The organism is Mesorhizobium sp. ISC25, assembly GCF_042295465.1.
Classification (GTDB): domain Bacteria; phylum Pseudomonadota; class Alphaproteobacteria; order Rhizobiales; family Rhizobiaceae; genus Mesorhizobium.
This window is the reverse complement of record NZ_CP135442.1, coordinates 122,079-135,810: the sequence shown is the minus strand read 5'-3', so window position 1 is coordinate 135,810 and position 13,732 is coordinate 122,079. Positions and strand designations below refer to the sequence as shown.

General features: G+C 62.1%; 12 protein-coding genes. 7 read left to right on the top strand and 5 right to left on the bottom strand.

Annotation, left to right across the window (positions count from 1 at the left end; translation table 11 throughout):
* Positions 1-76: 76 nt before the first annotated feature.
* The 5 genes from RQ479_RS32570 to iolD all read right to left on the bottom strand — a co-directional run bounded on the left by RQ479_RS32570 (position 77) and on the right by iolD (position 6,112).
* Positions 77-1,246 carry a Gfo/Idh/MocA family protein gene (locus RQ479_RS32570; RefSeq protein ID WP_376706311.1) on the bottom strand — a complete coding sequence of 390 codons (1,170 nt, stop codon included), beginning with the start codon at positions 1,244-1,246 and terminating at the stop codon, positions 77-79.
* Positions 1,243-2,313, bottom strand: a complete 1,071-nt coding sequence (locus RQ479_RS32565; protein WP_376706310.1) for a sugar phosphate isomerase/epimerase family protein — start codon at positions 2,311-2,313, stop codon at positions 1,243-1,245. The genes RQ479_RS32570 and RQ479_RS32565 overlap by 4 nt, the downstream gene beginning before the upstream one ends.
* Before the next feature lie 112 nt (positions 2,314-2,425).
* Entirely contained in the window at positions 2,426-3,241 is an 816-nt protein-coding gene (locus RQ479_RS32560) for an SDR family oxidoreductase (RefSeq protein ID WP_376706309.1), read from the bottom strand.
* Complete coding sequence (iolE, locus tag RQ479_RS32555) at positions 3,238-4,143, bottom strand: myo-inosose-2 dehydratase (protein WP_376706308.1); 906 nt, start codon at positions 4,141-4,143, stop codon at positions 3,238-3,240. Before iolE ends, RQ479_RS32560 begins: the two co-directional genes overlap by 4 nt.
* 124 nt (positions 4,144-4,267) lie before the next feature.
* The gene (gene iolD / locus RQ479_RS32550) at positions 4,268-6,112 is read right to left on the bottom strand and encodes a 3D-(3,5/4)-trihydroxycyclohexane-1,2-dione acylhydrolase (decyclizing) (protein ID WP_376706307.1); all 1,845 of its coding nucleotides are present in this window, start codon (positions 6,110-6,112) and stop codon (positions 4,268-4,270) included.
* Between the two features lie 109 nt (positions 6,113-6,221).
* Between iolD and iolG the strand changes: the two genes are divergently transcribed.
* From iolG to RQ479_RS32515, 7 genes are all read left to right on the top strand, one after another.
* On the top strand, positions 6,222-7,241 hold the full coding sequence (gene iolG / locus RQ479_RS32545) for an inositol 2-dehydrogenase (protein WP_376706306.1): 1,020 nt from the start codon (positions 6,222-6,224) through the stop codon (positions 7,239-7,241).
* Positions 7,234-8,670, top strand: a complete 1,437-nt coding sequence (locus RQ479_RS32540) for an NAD-dependent succinate-semialdehyde dehydrogenase (RefSeq protein ID WP_376706305.1) — start codon at positions 7,234-7,236, stop codon at positions 8,668-8,670. Before iolG ends, RQ479_RS32540 begins: the two co-directional genes overlap by 8 nt.
* 11 nt (positions 8,671-8,681) lie before the next feature.
* On the top strand, positions 8,682-9,494 hold the full coding sequence (locus tag RQ479_RS32535) for an HpcH/HpaI aldolase/citrate lyase family protein (RefSeq protein WP_376706304.1): 813 nt from the start codon (positions 8,682-8,684) through the stop codon (positions 9,492-9,494).
* Positions 9,494-10,480 carry a hydroxyacid dehydrogenase gene (locus RQ479_RS32530; protein WP_376706303.1) on the top strand — a complete coding sequence of 329 codons (987 nt, stop codon included), beginning with the start codon at positions 9,494-9,496 and terminating at the stop codon, positions 10,478-10,480. The genes RQ479_RS32535 and RQ479_RS32530 overlap by 1 nt, the downstream gene beginning before the upstream one ends.
* 295 nt (positions 10,481-10,775) lie before the next feature.
* Entirely contained in the window at positions 10,776-11,525 is a 750-nt protein-coding gene (locus RQ479_RS32525) for an ATP-binding cassette domain-containing protein (RefSeq protein WP_376706302.1), read from the top strand.
* Positions 11,515-12,606 (top strand): ABC transporter permease, encoded by a 1,092-nt coding sequence (locus RQ479_RS32520; protein ID WP_376706301.1) that lies wholly within the window; start codon positions 11,515-11,517, stop codon positions 12,604-12,606. Before RQ479_RS32525 ends, RQ479_RS32520 begins: the two co-directional genes overlap by 11 nt.
* 77 nt (positions 12,607-12,683) lie before the next feature.
* Positions 12,684-13,673: a substrate-binding domain-containing protein gene (locus tag RQ479_RS32515; protein WP_376706300.1), complete on the top strand. Its 990-nt coding sequence runs from the start codon at positions 12,684-12,686 to the stop codon at positions 13,671-13,673.
* Positions 13,674-13,732 lie beyond the last annotated feature (59 nt).

The following is a 13,732-nucleotide window of genomic DNA, read 5'->3' as shown; positions in this document are numbered from 1 at the left end:
AGAGCCGACTGGCGAAGTGACTTGTCCTAAATGCCGCAAGCACAACGATCACGCCCGGCAGCCGCAGCGATGGCTGTCAGACGGCGTAGGGTTTCAGCCAGGGTTGGCCTTCCGCTTCAGCGCTATCGACCACTGCATCGACGAATGCGACGCCCTTCAGCCCGTCATAAGCGGTCGGCACGTTCAATCCGATTGCCGTTGCCTCGCGCCCCTCACGACGGGCGCGGATTGCTTCGGCAAAGCCGCGATAGAGGTTGGCGAAGGCCTCCAGGTAACCCTCGGGATGGCCTGGCGGTGTGCGGGTTCGCACCTTCGCTGCCTCGCTCAAATCGTCAGCACCCCGCTTGATGGTCTCGGTGCGGCCGAACAGCGGTGAGAAAATCAGCTCATTCGGCTGCTCCTGGAACCAGGTTAGACCGCCTTTCTCACCGAACACACGCAACCGAATCCCGTTCGAAGAGCCGAGTGCGACCTGCGACGACCAAAGCAGACCTCGGGCGCCACCTTCGTAGCGCAACAGGACATGGGCGTTGTCGTCAAGTACGCGACCTTCCACGAAGGAAGCCAGATCGGCGGTCAGAGCTTCAAGCTTCAGCCCGGTCACGAAGCCAGCAAGATGATAGGCGTGCGTGCCGATGTCGCCGACCGAGCCGCCACGCCCCGATCGCTTCGGGTCGGTGCGCCAGGCGGCCTGGACATTGCCGGCGGCCTCGATGGCCGTCGCCATCCATTCCAAGGGATATTCCACCTGCACGACGCGGATCGCGCCGAGCTTGCCGGCCGCCACCATCTCGCGTGCCTCATGCACCATCGGATAGCCCGAATAGGTATAGGTCACGCCCATGAAGCGTCCGGTCTCGCGCACCAGTTGTTCAAGCGCGATCGCGTCTTCGAGTGTGTTGGTCAGCGGCTTTTCGCAGATCACCTCGTAGCCGGCCTCGAGAAAAGCCTTGGCGATCGGATAATGTGTGTGGTTGGGCGTGCAGATCGCCACCACATCGATACGATCCTCGCGGTCGTTCTCCGCCGCGATCATGGCCTTGAAGTCGTCATAGGACCGGGCGGGATCGATACCTTGCGTTGCAGCGAAGCGGTGGCCACGCGCTGCGTCCGCGTCGAACGCGCCGGCGACGAGTTGGAAGGCGCCATCGAACCGGGCCGAGATGCGGTGGATATTGCCGATATAGGCGCCTTCGCCGCCGCCGACCATGCCGAGCCGAAGCGGTCGCTGAAAATCCGCGGTCATGAGCGCGCGCTCCTGTCGATACCCAGGATGGCATCGTTGATCGTGCGATCCGCACTGGCCTTGACGAAGTCGTCGAAGGCGCGTTCGGAAACGCGAATGATGTGATCGGCGATGAAGCGGGCGCCCTCAGCCGCGCCGTCCTCTGAATTCTTGAGGCAGCATTCCCACTCGAGTACTGCCCAGCCGTCGAAATCGTAGCCGGAGAGCTTCGAGAAGATCGCCTTGAAGTCGATCTGTCCGTCGCCTGGGGAGCGGAAGCGGCCGGCACGCCGGATCCAGGGCTGGAAGCCGCCATAGGCACCAGTCTTGCCGTCCGGCCGGAACTCGGCATCCTTGACGTGGAACATTTTGATACGCTCGTGATAGTGGTCGATGTAGGCGAGATAATCGATCGCCTGCAGCACGAGATGGCTGGGGTCGTACATGATGTTGCAGCGCGGATGGTTGCCGACGCGCTCCAGGAACATCTCGAAGGTCAGCCCGTCATGCAGGTCCTCGGCAGGATGGATTTCGTAGCAAAGGTCCACGCCACTCTCGTCGAAGGCATCAAGGATTGGCCGCCAGCGCCGCGCCTGCTCATCGAAACCGTCCTCGATCAGCCCGTCCGTCCATTGCGGATAAGGATAGAGGAATGGCCATAGAAGCGAGCCCGAGAAGGTCACGTGGCGGTCGATGCCGAAACGCCTCGACGCCTTGGCGGCGAGATGAAGCTGGTCGACCGCCCACGCCTGCCGTGCAGTCGGATTGCCCCGTACCTCGGGTGCCGCGAAGGAATCCGCCGGATGGTCGTAGGCGGGATGCAAGGCCACGAGTTGGCCTTGCAGATGGGATGCGAGTTCCGTGACGACCAGGCCGTGTTCGGCCAGCTTGCCAGCATAGTCGTCGCAATAGGACTGGCTTTCAGCCGCTTGCTTCAAATCGATGACGCGTTTGTCCCAGGTCGGAATCTGCACGCCCTTGAAGCCCTTGGCCGACGCCCAGCCGGCCAATCCCTCTATGCTGTTGAACGGCGCGTCGTCGCCCGCGAACTGAGCCAGAAACACAGCTGGTCCCTTTATGGTCCGCATCTTGCTCTCCTTCTGGCGGCGGGGCCGCCGGTTCGTCCGTTATCGAAACAGCAGCCCCCGGTTCCGCAAGGCGCTGCTTTCTTCCGTCTCCGCTTCGGCGGCTCCGATGGCTTCAGAGCGCCATCGCCTTCTCAGGCACGGCCATCGGGCCGGTTGCGGCGCCAAGCACGGTCTGGTCGTAATCCACCACCGCACCTGTCATCAGCCCCGCATCCTCCGAAACGAGGAAGTTTACCGCCCGTGCGGCTTCGCGGGGGTCGATCAGGCGTCCGAAGGGCAGTTTCGCAACGGCTTTCGCTTCCCAGTCGGGATCACCTTTCTCGCTCGCCTGCAATTCCCGCTCGTGATCGGACGCCATCCAGCCGATATCCAGCTGGTTGACGCGGATACGGTTCTTCATGACGGAAAACGCCGTGTTGCGGGTCAGCGTCGCCAGTGCCGCCTTGGTGGCGCAATAGACGTTGATGAACGGCTGGCCGGCCTGCTGCGAGATCGAGCCGATGTTGCAGATCGCACCCTCGATGCCATGGCCGATCATGTGCCTGATAGCTTCCTGCATGAGGAAATAGGGTCCGCGTACATTCACGGCGAACAGAGCGTCGAACAATTCCGGCGACGTGTCGAGGATCGTGCCCCGGTCCGTCCGGGCACCGGCATTGACCAGCACGTCGATCCTTCCGAAAACGCGCTCCGCTTCCGCGATCACACGGCGGCAATCCTCGACATTCCCAAGATCGGCGTTGACATAGTGCACGGGCACGCCCGTTGCGTGCGAAATGTCGGCGGCGACCGCGCGACCCTTGGTTTCGTTGCGGCCAAGTGTGACGAGGCCAGCGGCTCCGGCTTGGGCGAGCTGGCGAGCGATAGCAGCGCCCAACCCTTGCGTCGATCCGGTGACGACGCAGATCTTACCATCCATCCGGTTCATGCCTTGTCCTCCACTGTGTAGCCAGCCGCGGCCATGACCCGCAGCAATTCCTTGTGACCTATCTTCGCCATTTCGAGCGGCGGGCTTTTGACGGGATCCTGCTCGGCTTCAACGACGAACCAGCCTTCGTAGCCGTGGCTCGCCAAGCGCTTGACGATCGCCTCGAAGTCGAGCGAGCCGTCACCGGGCACGGTGAAGGCTCCCTTGACCACCGCATCGAGAAAACTTTCCCGGGTGCGGTCGAGCCCGTCCACGACCGCCTTGCGGATGTCCTTTGTGTGTACATGCGAAATGCGGGCGTGGTGCTTGTCGACCACCCGCAGCACGTCGCCGCCGGCAAAGGCCATGTGGCCGGCATCGTAGAGCAGGGCCAGACTCTCGCCGGAATGCTTCATCAGCAAATCGAGCTCTTCCTCGGTCTCGATCGGCGCGGCCATGTGGTGGTGGTAGGAAATCGGCATGCCCTCGTCCGAACACCATTCGGCGAAGGCAGTCATCTTGCGACCATAGATTCTGATCTCGTCTTCCGAGAGCCGCCGCTTGGTGGAAAGCGGCGCGGAGCGGTCGCCCTGTATGGTGCCTGCAGTCTCGCCATAGACGATGCAGGGGGCGTCGACGGCCTTGAAGAGTTGCATCTGCTGGGCGATGCGGTCTTTCTCCGCTTCGATATCGCCGTCAAGCAGCAGGCCGGAGAACCAGCCGCCGCAGACGCTCATGCCGTGCTGCCTCAGAATGGGCTCGAGCACCGCAGCGTCCATCGGAAAGCGGCGGCCAGTCTCCATGCCGGTGAAGCCGGCCTCGCGGGCCTGCCGTAGACACTCCTCCAGCGAAACGTCGTCGCTCAATTCGGCGAGGTCATCGTTCCACCAGGCGATCGGCGCGATGCCAAGCTTGGCTCTCACTTTAATCTCCATCATCATTCCAGCTGCCGCCGCCCACTTTGGCGCCGCGAAAAAAACTGCCGGAACAATGCTCAGGGAGTGTGGCATCGTTCCGGCAGAGGACGCCCCGGGGAGCGTCCGAAACTTAGACTCCTATGCGCTGCCGCTTGCGGCCTTCGGCTTGCGCGGAATGGGCATCGCGCACCTCGGCCCGCTCGCTGACCTGCGGTACGCCGACGTCCCACCACGCGTCGCCGGGTGTCCAGGTGTAGCCATCGGAGACGATGGTGATGACCGTGGTGCGATCCGTTCCTTTGGCCCACTCCACAGCCTGGCCGAGATCCGCAAGGCTCTCAACCCGCCGCGTAAGCGCACCCATGGCCTCGGCGTGTTTTGCGAAGTCGACCGAAAACGGCTCCTTGACCCGGCAATCCTTGATCATGTTGTTGAAGGACACGCCGCCCTTGGCGTTCTGGAGCCGGTTGATTACCGCGTAACCGCCATTGTCGCAGACGATCAGGATCATCTTGTGGCCGGCGAGAACCGACGAGTAGACGTCGGAATTCATCATCATGTAGGTGCCGTCGCCGATCATCACGATCGGCGTGCGGCTCGGATCCGCCATAGCCGCACCCCATCCGGCGGCGATCTCATACCCCATGCAGGAAAATCCGAACTCGCAGTCGAACGTGTTCGGCTCTTTCACGCGCCAGTTCTTCATGACTTCCCCGGGAAGTCCGCCGGCCGCGGTGATCAACAGATCCCGCTCGCCGGCCTTCGCGTTGACCACGCCGACGACCTGCGCGTAGGTCGGAACCGGGTCATTCGTGGGCTTCTGGAATCCGTCGAGCGCGGTATTCCATTTGGCAAACTCGACCTTGCCCTTTTCGGTCCAACGGCTGTCCGCCTTCCAGTCACCAAGCGCGGCCTCGACCTCGTTGATGGTTTCCAGCGCATCGCCGACCACGGCGAGAGCCCGGTGTTTCGTGGCATCCCACCGTGCGGCGTTGATTGAGACGAATTTGGCGTCAGGACTGAACGCGCTCCACGATCCTGTGGTGAAATCCATCAGCCGCGTGCCGACGGCCAGGACCACATCGGCTTCACCCGCAAGCGCGTTCGCCGATGTCGAGCCGACGATGCCGATCGGCCCGACATGGGCGGGATGGTCGTGCGTCACGGTGCCCTTGCCGGCAATGGTTTCAGCGAGCGGAATACCGCGCGCTTCGGCGAATTTTGCGAGAGCGGCCTCCGCGCCGGAGTAACGGACGCCGCCGCCCGAAATGATCAGCGGACGCTTGGCCGTCTTGAGAAGACGCACCGCCTCTTCGAGACGCGCGCGATCCGGCCGGGGGCGCGGAATCGCATGGACCGTGGGTTCGAAGAAGGACTCAGGATAATCCCACGCGACCTCCTGTACGTCTTGGGGGAGGGCGATGAAAGCCGGCCCGCAGTCGGCCGGATCAAGCAGAACCGCGACCGCCTGGGGCAGCGAGGAGATGATCTGTTCGGGATGGACAATACGGTCCCAGTAGCGGGTCACCGCCTTGAATGCGTCGTTGACGTTTACTGTAGGATCGCCGAAGTGCTCGACCTGCTGCATCACCGGATCTGGCCGGCGGCTGACAAAGGTGTCCCCGGCAATCATCAGTACCGGAAGCCGATTTGAATGGGCGACGCCTGCGGCGGTCACCATGTTCAGAGCGCCCGGGCCGATAGAGGTGGCGGCGATCATGATCTGGCGCCGACGCTTCGCCTTCGCGAAGCCGATCGCAGCCAGTGCCATCGACTGCTCATTCTGGCCGCGCCACGTGGGAAGAACGTCCTGCGCCGCTTCCAGGGCCTCGGACAGGCACGTGACGTTGCCGTGACCGAAAATGGCGAACACGCCGGCAAACAGCGGAACCTTGCTGCCGTCGATGACGGTGAACTGATTGCTCAAATAGCGCACAAGCGCCTGCGTCATGGTCAGACGAATTGTCTTCGTCATCGCTTCCTCCCTGGCGAATTTCCGTTGTCCAGACTTTTACGGAATAGCCATTGACAAATCAACCTCTTTGCAACGATCATTGCAAAAATTTTGTTGCGGAGGGAATTCAATGCTAAGAATTGGCGTGCTCGGTTGCGGGCGCATCGGCCGTATGCATGCGGCTAACATCGCTGCACACCCGCGAACGAAACTGGTCGGAGTCTATGACGTCAATCGCGCGGCGGCCGACGAAATAGCAGCCATGCTCGCGGTCCCCGCGTTGGACTCGGCCGACGCCATGTTCGACACGAACGATGTGGACGCCGTGTTGATCGCCACGGCGACCGACACCCATGTCGACTACATCGAGCGGGCTGTGGCGGCCGGCAAACCGGTTCTGTGCGAGAAGCCCATCGACCTTGACCTGAAGCGCGTCGATCGCTGCGCGGCCAATATCCGTGGCAGCAAACTGCCTATCATGATTGGCTTCGTCCGCCGCTTCGACCCCGGGCATGCCGCCGTGAGAGCAGCAATCGAAGCTGGCGAGATCGGCGAGCTTCACCAGGTGATCATCACGTCGCGCGATCCCGGCATGGCGCCAGCTGCCTACATACGCGTGTCCGGCGGCATATTTCGCGACATGACGATCCACGATTTCGACATGGCCCGCTTCATGCTCGGGGAAGAGCCTGTCGAGGTCTTTGCGACCGGCAGCCGGCTGGTCGACGCCGACCTGATGGCCGAGACGAATGACTGGGATACGGTGACCGTGGTTTTGAGCACTGCCAGCGGCAAGCAGTGCATCATCAACAACTCGCGACGGGCGGTCTATGGGTACGATCAACGCGTCGAGGCTTTCGGATCGGCTGGCATGGCGATTTCCGAAAACCGTCGCGCGCATGAGGCCCGTATCTACGCCGATGGGCTGACCGATCGGGCGCAGCCCTACCTTCATTTCTTCATCGAGCGCTACAGGGAAGCATTCAACGCTGAAATCGACGACTTCGTCAACGCCGTCGAGAGCGGACGACAGCCATCGGTCGTTTTCGAGGACGGCCGCCTTGCGCTGGTTCTTGCCGAAGCCGCGATGAAATCGGTTGCCGAACGTCGCGTGGTCCGCACCAGCGAGATTGGTGGCGGCAATGTATGACAAATATGGACTTTTCATCGATGGTGAATGGCGTGTTGCTTCCGACGGGGGCACGGCGACGGTAGCCAGTCCCGTCACCGAACGCTCACTTGGCGAGGCGCCGACGGCCACGCTGGACGATGCGCAAACTGCGTTGGCGGCGGCCGAACGTGGCCTTGCCGCGTGGCGGGCAAAGAGCGCGTTCGAACGCGCCGACGCGCTTCACGCCATCGCCGACGAAATGGGGCGGCGGCAGGACGAAGCCGCCCGGATGATTACACTGGAGACTGGCAAGCCCATCGCGCAAGCCGCACGCGAGTGGGTGATGGCGACGGATCAATTCCGCTGGTACGCCGAAGAGGCTCGCCGCATTTACGGCCGCATCATCGAGAGCCGTGTCCCGCAAGGCCGCCTCGAAGTGCTGCATGAGCCGATCGGCGTCGTGGCGGCCTTCACGGCATGGAATTTTCCGGCTGCGCTCGTCGCCCGCAAGGTCGCTCCGGCACTTGCCGCTGGTTGTTCAGCCATCGTCCGGCCGTCAAGCCAGACGCCAGGCGTCGCCATGGTGATGATCGACTGCCTGCGCGCGGGCAGGCTGCCCCCAGGCACGGTCGGTCTTCTCGTCGGCTCCACGGCCACGACCTACGTGCCGCTGATGGCGTCGGCGCTGGTGCGCAAGGTCTCGCTGACCGGGTCCACACGGGTCGGGCAGCAAATGCTGCGCGACGCAGCCGATACGGTGAAGAAGGTCTCGATGGAGCTTGGCGGCAACGCGCCCCTCATCGTCTTCGATGACGCGGACATTGAGACCGCCCTCAACGTGTCAGTGCCTACCAAATATGCCAATGCCGGACAGGTCTGCGTAACGCCAGACCGCTTCTTCATCCACGAAAGGGTCCATGATGCTTTCGTCGACGGTTTCGTCGCGCGGGCCAAGGCCCTGAAGCTGGGCGACGGTCTCGACCCGGCGGTGCAGATGGGTCCTTTGATCAATGCCAGGAGGATCGACGAAATCGAAAAAATCGTCGCCGACGCAGAAAAGGCCGGTGCCAGCATTGCCGCGGGCGGTCGTCGCTCGCCAGCCTTCAATTCCGGCCATTTCTTTGAGCCGACGGTTCTCACCGATGTTGCCGACGACATGACCGTGTTTGCCGAGGAAAATTTTGGCCCGGTGGCCGCCATCACCCGCTTCTCGTCCGAAGAGGAGGTCCTGGCTCGGGCGAATGCCTCGAAGATGGGGCTTTCTGCTTATGCCTTCACTCGCGATCCGGGGCGCGCCCGCAGAGTTGTCGCGACGCTCAAAGCCGGAATGGTCGGCATCAACAGCTTTGCGCTAGCTGCTTCCGAGGCCCCCTTCGGCGGCACCAACCATTCCGGCATGGGCCGGGAAGGCGGCGCCGAAGGCATCCGAGACTACCTCGATACCAAGCTGGCTCAAGTTGTATTCTAGAGGGACGTCGCATGATCAAGAACAGGCTCAAGCAGCTCTGGGCTGAAGGGAAGCCGACCATCAACGGCTGGCTTTCAATCGGCAACAGTTTCACCGCCGAGATCATGGCGGCGCAAGGTTACGACAGCATCGGCGTCGACCTCCAACATGGAGCGCTCGACTACAACGGCCTGTTGCCAATGCTGCAGGCGATGCGGGCCTCCACCACGGTGCCACTCGTCAGGGTGCCTTGGCTGGAGCCGGGCATCATCATGAAAGTGCTCGATGCGGGTGCTTATGGCGTCATCTGTCCGATGGTGAATACCGCCGAACAGGCGGCCGAGTTTGTCAGCTACCTGCGCTATCCGCCGCTGGGCAACCGAAGCTTTGGTCCGACACGTGCGAACTTCGCGGCCGGTGCCAATTATGCTTCGGAATCCAACGGCGAGATACTTGCCTTTGCCATGGTTGAGACGGCCGAGGCGATGGACAACCTCGACGCGATTGTCTCGACCCCGGGGCTCGACGGGATCTACGTTGGGCCGGCCGACCTGACCCTCGGCATGACCCAAGGCCGGCTGCCGCCTGCCTTCGACCGCGAAGAGCCGGAGATGATCGAGGCCATCCAGCGCATCGCGGCGTCCTGCAAGAGAACCGGCATAGCCGCGGCATTACACTGTGGAACTCCGGCATACGCCGCGCGCGCGATCGGGTGGGGCTACAACATGACCACCGTGTCGAACGACGTACGCATGCTGGCCGGTGCGGCGGAAGCGAACGTCAAAATGTTCAGGGAACTCACGGGCGGATCAAGCGTCAGCGCCGGTTCCAAGGGAGGGTACTGATGCCGCATGTTCTGGTTGCCGGGAAGCTCCATCCGGCTGGAATCTCCTTGCTCGAGCAGGCCGCCGGCATCACCTACGATTACGTTGAGGAAGTCTCCGAGCCAAGCTATTCCCCGCTGATCGACAAGGCCGACGGGCTGGTGATCCGCACACAGCCGCTCTCGGCCTCGACCGTCGAGATGGCGCACAGGCTCCGGATCGTGTCCCGTCACGGTGTCGGCTACGACTCTGTCGATCTGCCGTCCCTCAACAAGCGCGGCATCACGCTCGCTGTCGTCGGAGACGTCAATTCCATATCCGTCGCCGAGCACGCCATGATGATGCTCCTTGCCTGCGCCAAGCATGCTGTGCGCGGCGACCGGTCTGTTCGCGAGGGGGCCTGGAATTGGCGCAACCGGCTGGAAGCTTCGGAACTGGCCGGCAAGCGTCTGCTGATTCTTGGATACGGCCGCATCGGCCGGCATCTCGCGAGGATGGCGGCTGCCTTTTCCATGGAAATCGCCGCCTACGATCCATATCTCGAAAAAATCGGATGGCCGGAGGGCCCTGCCAAGGCCGCGCCCGACTTGTCGTTGGCGCTTCAGTGGGCGGACGCTGTTTCCGTACATGCCCCCAAGGGCGATGCTCCTGTGATCGGCGAGCGCGAGTTCTCCCTCATGAAGCCGGGAGCCTGGCTCGTGAACACCGCGCGCGGCGGCGTAGTCGATGAAAAGGCACTTCTCGCGGCCCTTAAGTCCGGCAAGGTCGCGGCCGCCGGCCTGGACGTGTTCGATGAGGAACCACCCGCTGCCGACAATCCGCTCCTGTCCTGCGACCAGGTGATCCTGTCACCTCATATTGCCGGCCTCACCGCCGAATGCGGTGAACGCATGGCGGTGTCGGCGGTGCAGAATGTGCTCGATTTCTTCGAGAGCAGGATCGACCCAACGCTCGTCGTCAACGGCAAAGAGCTGGAGGGCCAACCCGCGTCGTTGAGCGGCCATTGATAATCCTAGCCACTGAACAAATACCGGAAGCCGCTGCCAAAGGTCTGTCAGCCCGGCGCAACAAGAAACGTTGCAAACAAGCGGATGCTGCCCTCCACAGCGATCATCCGATTTTTGATTTGGCTCAAAGCTATACCAAAAATATCTCATAAAAACAGATAGTTAATAGATATAGAAAATAGTTGTTGCAAATTACAAAGCTCTGCAATAAGCATTGTTGCATAAGAACTTCATACGCAATTTCCATTGCAAAATGAGGCAAGGCGAGACTCCAAGAGCCGCCGATCCAGGGAGGATGAAGCACGTGTCTTTGCTTGAAGTGCAGGGCGTCGGCAAAAGCTTCGGGGCAATCCGGGCGCTGTCAGACGTCAGCTTTTCGATCGAGCCCGGTGAAGTGGCGGGCCTGATGGGCGACAACGGCGCTGGCAAGTCGACCATAGTCAAACTGATCTCCGGGAATTTTCCCCCGACCGAAGGCGAGATCAGGGTCGACGGCAAGGCTTGCCACTTTCACAAGCCGCTCGATGCCCGCGATGAGGGGATCGAGGTCGTGTATCAGGACCTCGCACTGGCAGACAACCTGACCGCCGCCCAGAACGTGTTCCTGGGTCGTGAACTCAAGAAGGGCGTCTGGCCTTTCCGGATACTCGACAAGCAGGCGATGATCGATCGTTCCGCGGAGCTGTTCGGCGAACTGAAGTCAGAAACGCGGCCACGCGATCTCGTCAAAAAAATGTCGGGCGGTCAGCGCCAGGCTGTCGCGATCGCGCGAACCCGTTTGTCCAATGCCAAGCTCGTCCTGATGGATGAACCGACCGCTGCGATTTCCGTCCGCCAGGTCGCTGAAGTGTTGGACTTGATCAGGCGCATGAAAGCGCGTGGTGTCGCGGTAATCCTGATCAGCCACCGCATGCCGGACGTTTTCGCCGTGTGCGACCGCATCGTCGTTCTTCGGCGCGGCACGAAGGTTGCCGACAAACCCACTGATCAGACATCTCCGGAAGAAATCACCGGACTAATCACGGGAGCGATCCGTGCAGCCTAATCGAGTCCAAGCCGCGCAGGAAGTCCACGCCTCGATTGCCGACGTCGTCGGCATCGTTGAACAGTCCGCATTCCAGAAGCTGAAGACCAGCCAGGCCTTCTGGGTGTCGGTCGCGCTCTTCGTCCTTGTCGTGTTCATGACCATGCTGGAACCGAGCTTCGGCACGGCCGAAAACGCAACCAACATCACCCGCAATTTCGCGCCAATCGCCATCATGGGGCTCGGCATGACCGTGGTCCTGATCACGGGCGGGATCGACCTGTCAGTGGGGTCCGTCATGGGTCTCGTCGCCATCGTCGCCGGCGTGCTCCTGACCGCGCATTATTCTTGGTACGTGGCCTTCAGCGCGGGCCTTCTCGCCGGCATCGCCTGCGGGTCGTTCAATGGCTTTTTCGTCGCCTATATCGGCATGCCGTCTTTCGTCGTCACACTTGGGATGCTGTCGATAGCGCGATCGCTGGCGGTGGTGCTGTCAGGCAACCAGATGCTCTATCAGTTCGGGCCTGATGCGCCGATCGTAAAGGCCATCGGCCAGGCAAAGTGGCCGGTACACTCGCCGGACGGCTGGGTCCCTTACTGGATACCGCAGTTCTCATCCCACTTCTGGGTGATGGTGGTCATGGCGCTGGCCCTCGGCTGGGTTTTCATCTTCACCGCCTGGGCCCGCCATCTGTTCGCGATCGGCGGCAATGAGAGCGCGGCCCGCATGACGGGCGTGCCCGTCGATAAGATCAAATTCCAAGCTTACGTATTTTCGTCCTTCTGTGCCTCGATCGCGTCTCTGCTCCTGCTCGGTTACAGCGGCTCGGCGATCAACGCGGTGGGAACTGGCTACGAGCTGCGCGTTATCGCCGGCACCGTCATCGGCGGCGCCAGCCTGATGGGTGGCTATGGCACCGCGTTTGGCGCCGTCATCGGATCGGCCTTCCTAGAGGTCGTCCGCAATGCCCTGCTGATGGCAGGCATCGATTCCAACTGGCAGGGTGCCTTCGTCGGCATCTTCATCATTCTCGCCGTGCTGCTTGGCATGGGGACATCAGGCAGATCGCTGAAGTCCTTCTTCATCATCAAGCGCGGCTAGAGCTCTGCCGGCCTCGGCCGGTGGAAAATCCCGAGGCGAACACAACAAACGGAGGAACATCGATGAAGAAATATCTTTTGGCGGCTGCGGTCGCCGCGTCCGCCCTGACGGTTGGACAGGCCTACGCCCAGCAGAAACTCGTGTTCGCGCTGGTGCCGAAGAACATGAACAACCCGTATTTCGACCAGGCGCGTGATGGCTGCAAGAAGGCAGAGGCCGAGTCCAACGGTGCATTCGAGTGCATGTACATCGGACCAGGCGAGCACGGTGGCGGTGAGGAGCAGGTTCAGATCGTGCAGGATCTGGTTGCCAAGAAGGTCGATGGCATCGCCGTCGCACCGGCGAACGCGGCAGCTATGGCCGTCGCGCTGCAAGCCGCGAAGGAAGCTGGTATTCCCGTGCTGACCTGGGACGCCGACACGCTGCCCGAGAACAAGGATCTGCGCGCCGCCTATGTCGGGACGCACAACTACGAGATCGGCGTGAACCTCGCCAAGATCGTGCAGACGATCAAGCCGAAAGGCGGCACCATCTGCATCCAGTCCGGTGGCGCGGCTGCGGCAAACCACAACGAGCGCATGCAGGGCATCCGCGATACGCTGTCCGGGACCAAGTCGGCCGCGTCGCCGGGCGATCCCCTGACCGGCCAGAACGGCTGGACCGAGGCGCCAGGCTGCCCGCTGTACACCAACGACGATTTCCCGCTGTCGGTGCAGCAGTTCCAGGACTACATGGCGAAGACACCGAACCTTGACGCATTTGTGCCGACCGGCGGCTTCCCACAATTTGTGCCGGACGCCAACCGCGCCGCGGTCGAGCCGTATAAGGACAAGATTGCCAAGAAGGAGTTGGCCCTGGTCGTGGCCGATACCCTGCCCACGCAGATTGAGCAGATGAAGGAAGGCTACTCCCTTGGCCAGGTTGGCCAGCGTCCGTTCGAAATGGGCTACAAGACCATGTTCGCGCTCAAGGACATGAAGGACGGCAAGCCGGCTCCGACCGATCCGACCTACACGGGACTTGACGTCTGCACGCCGGAGACGGCCGACACCTGTATCGCGAAATAACCCAAGACAAGGGGCGGGAGAAATCCCGCCCTCCCGTTCCAAGGGCGGCCGTGCGGCGG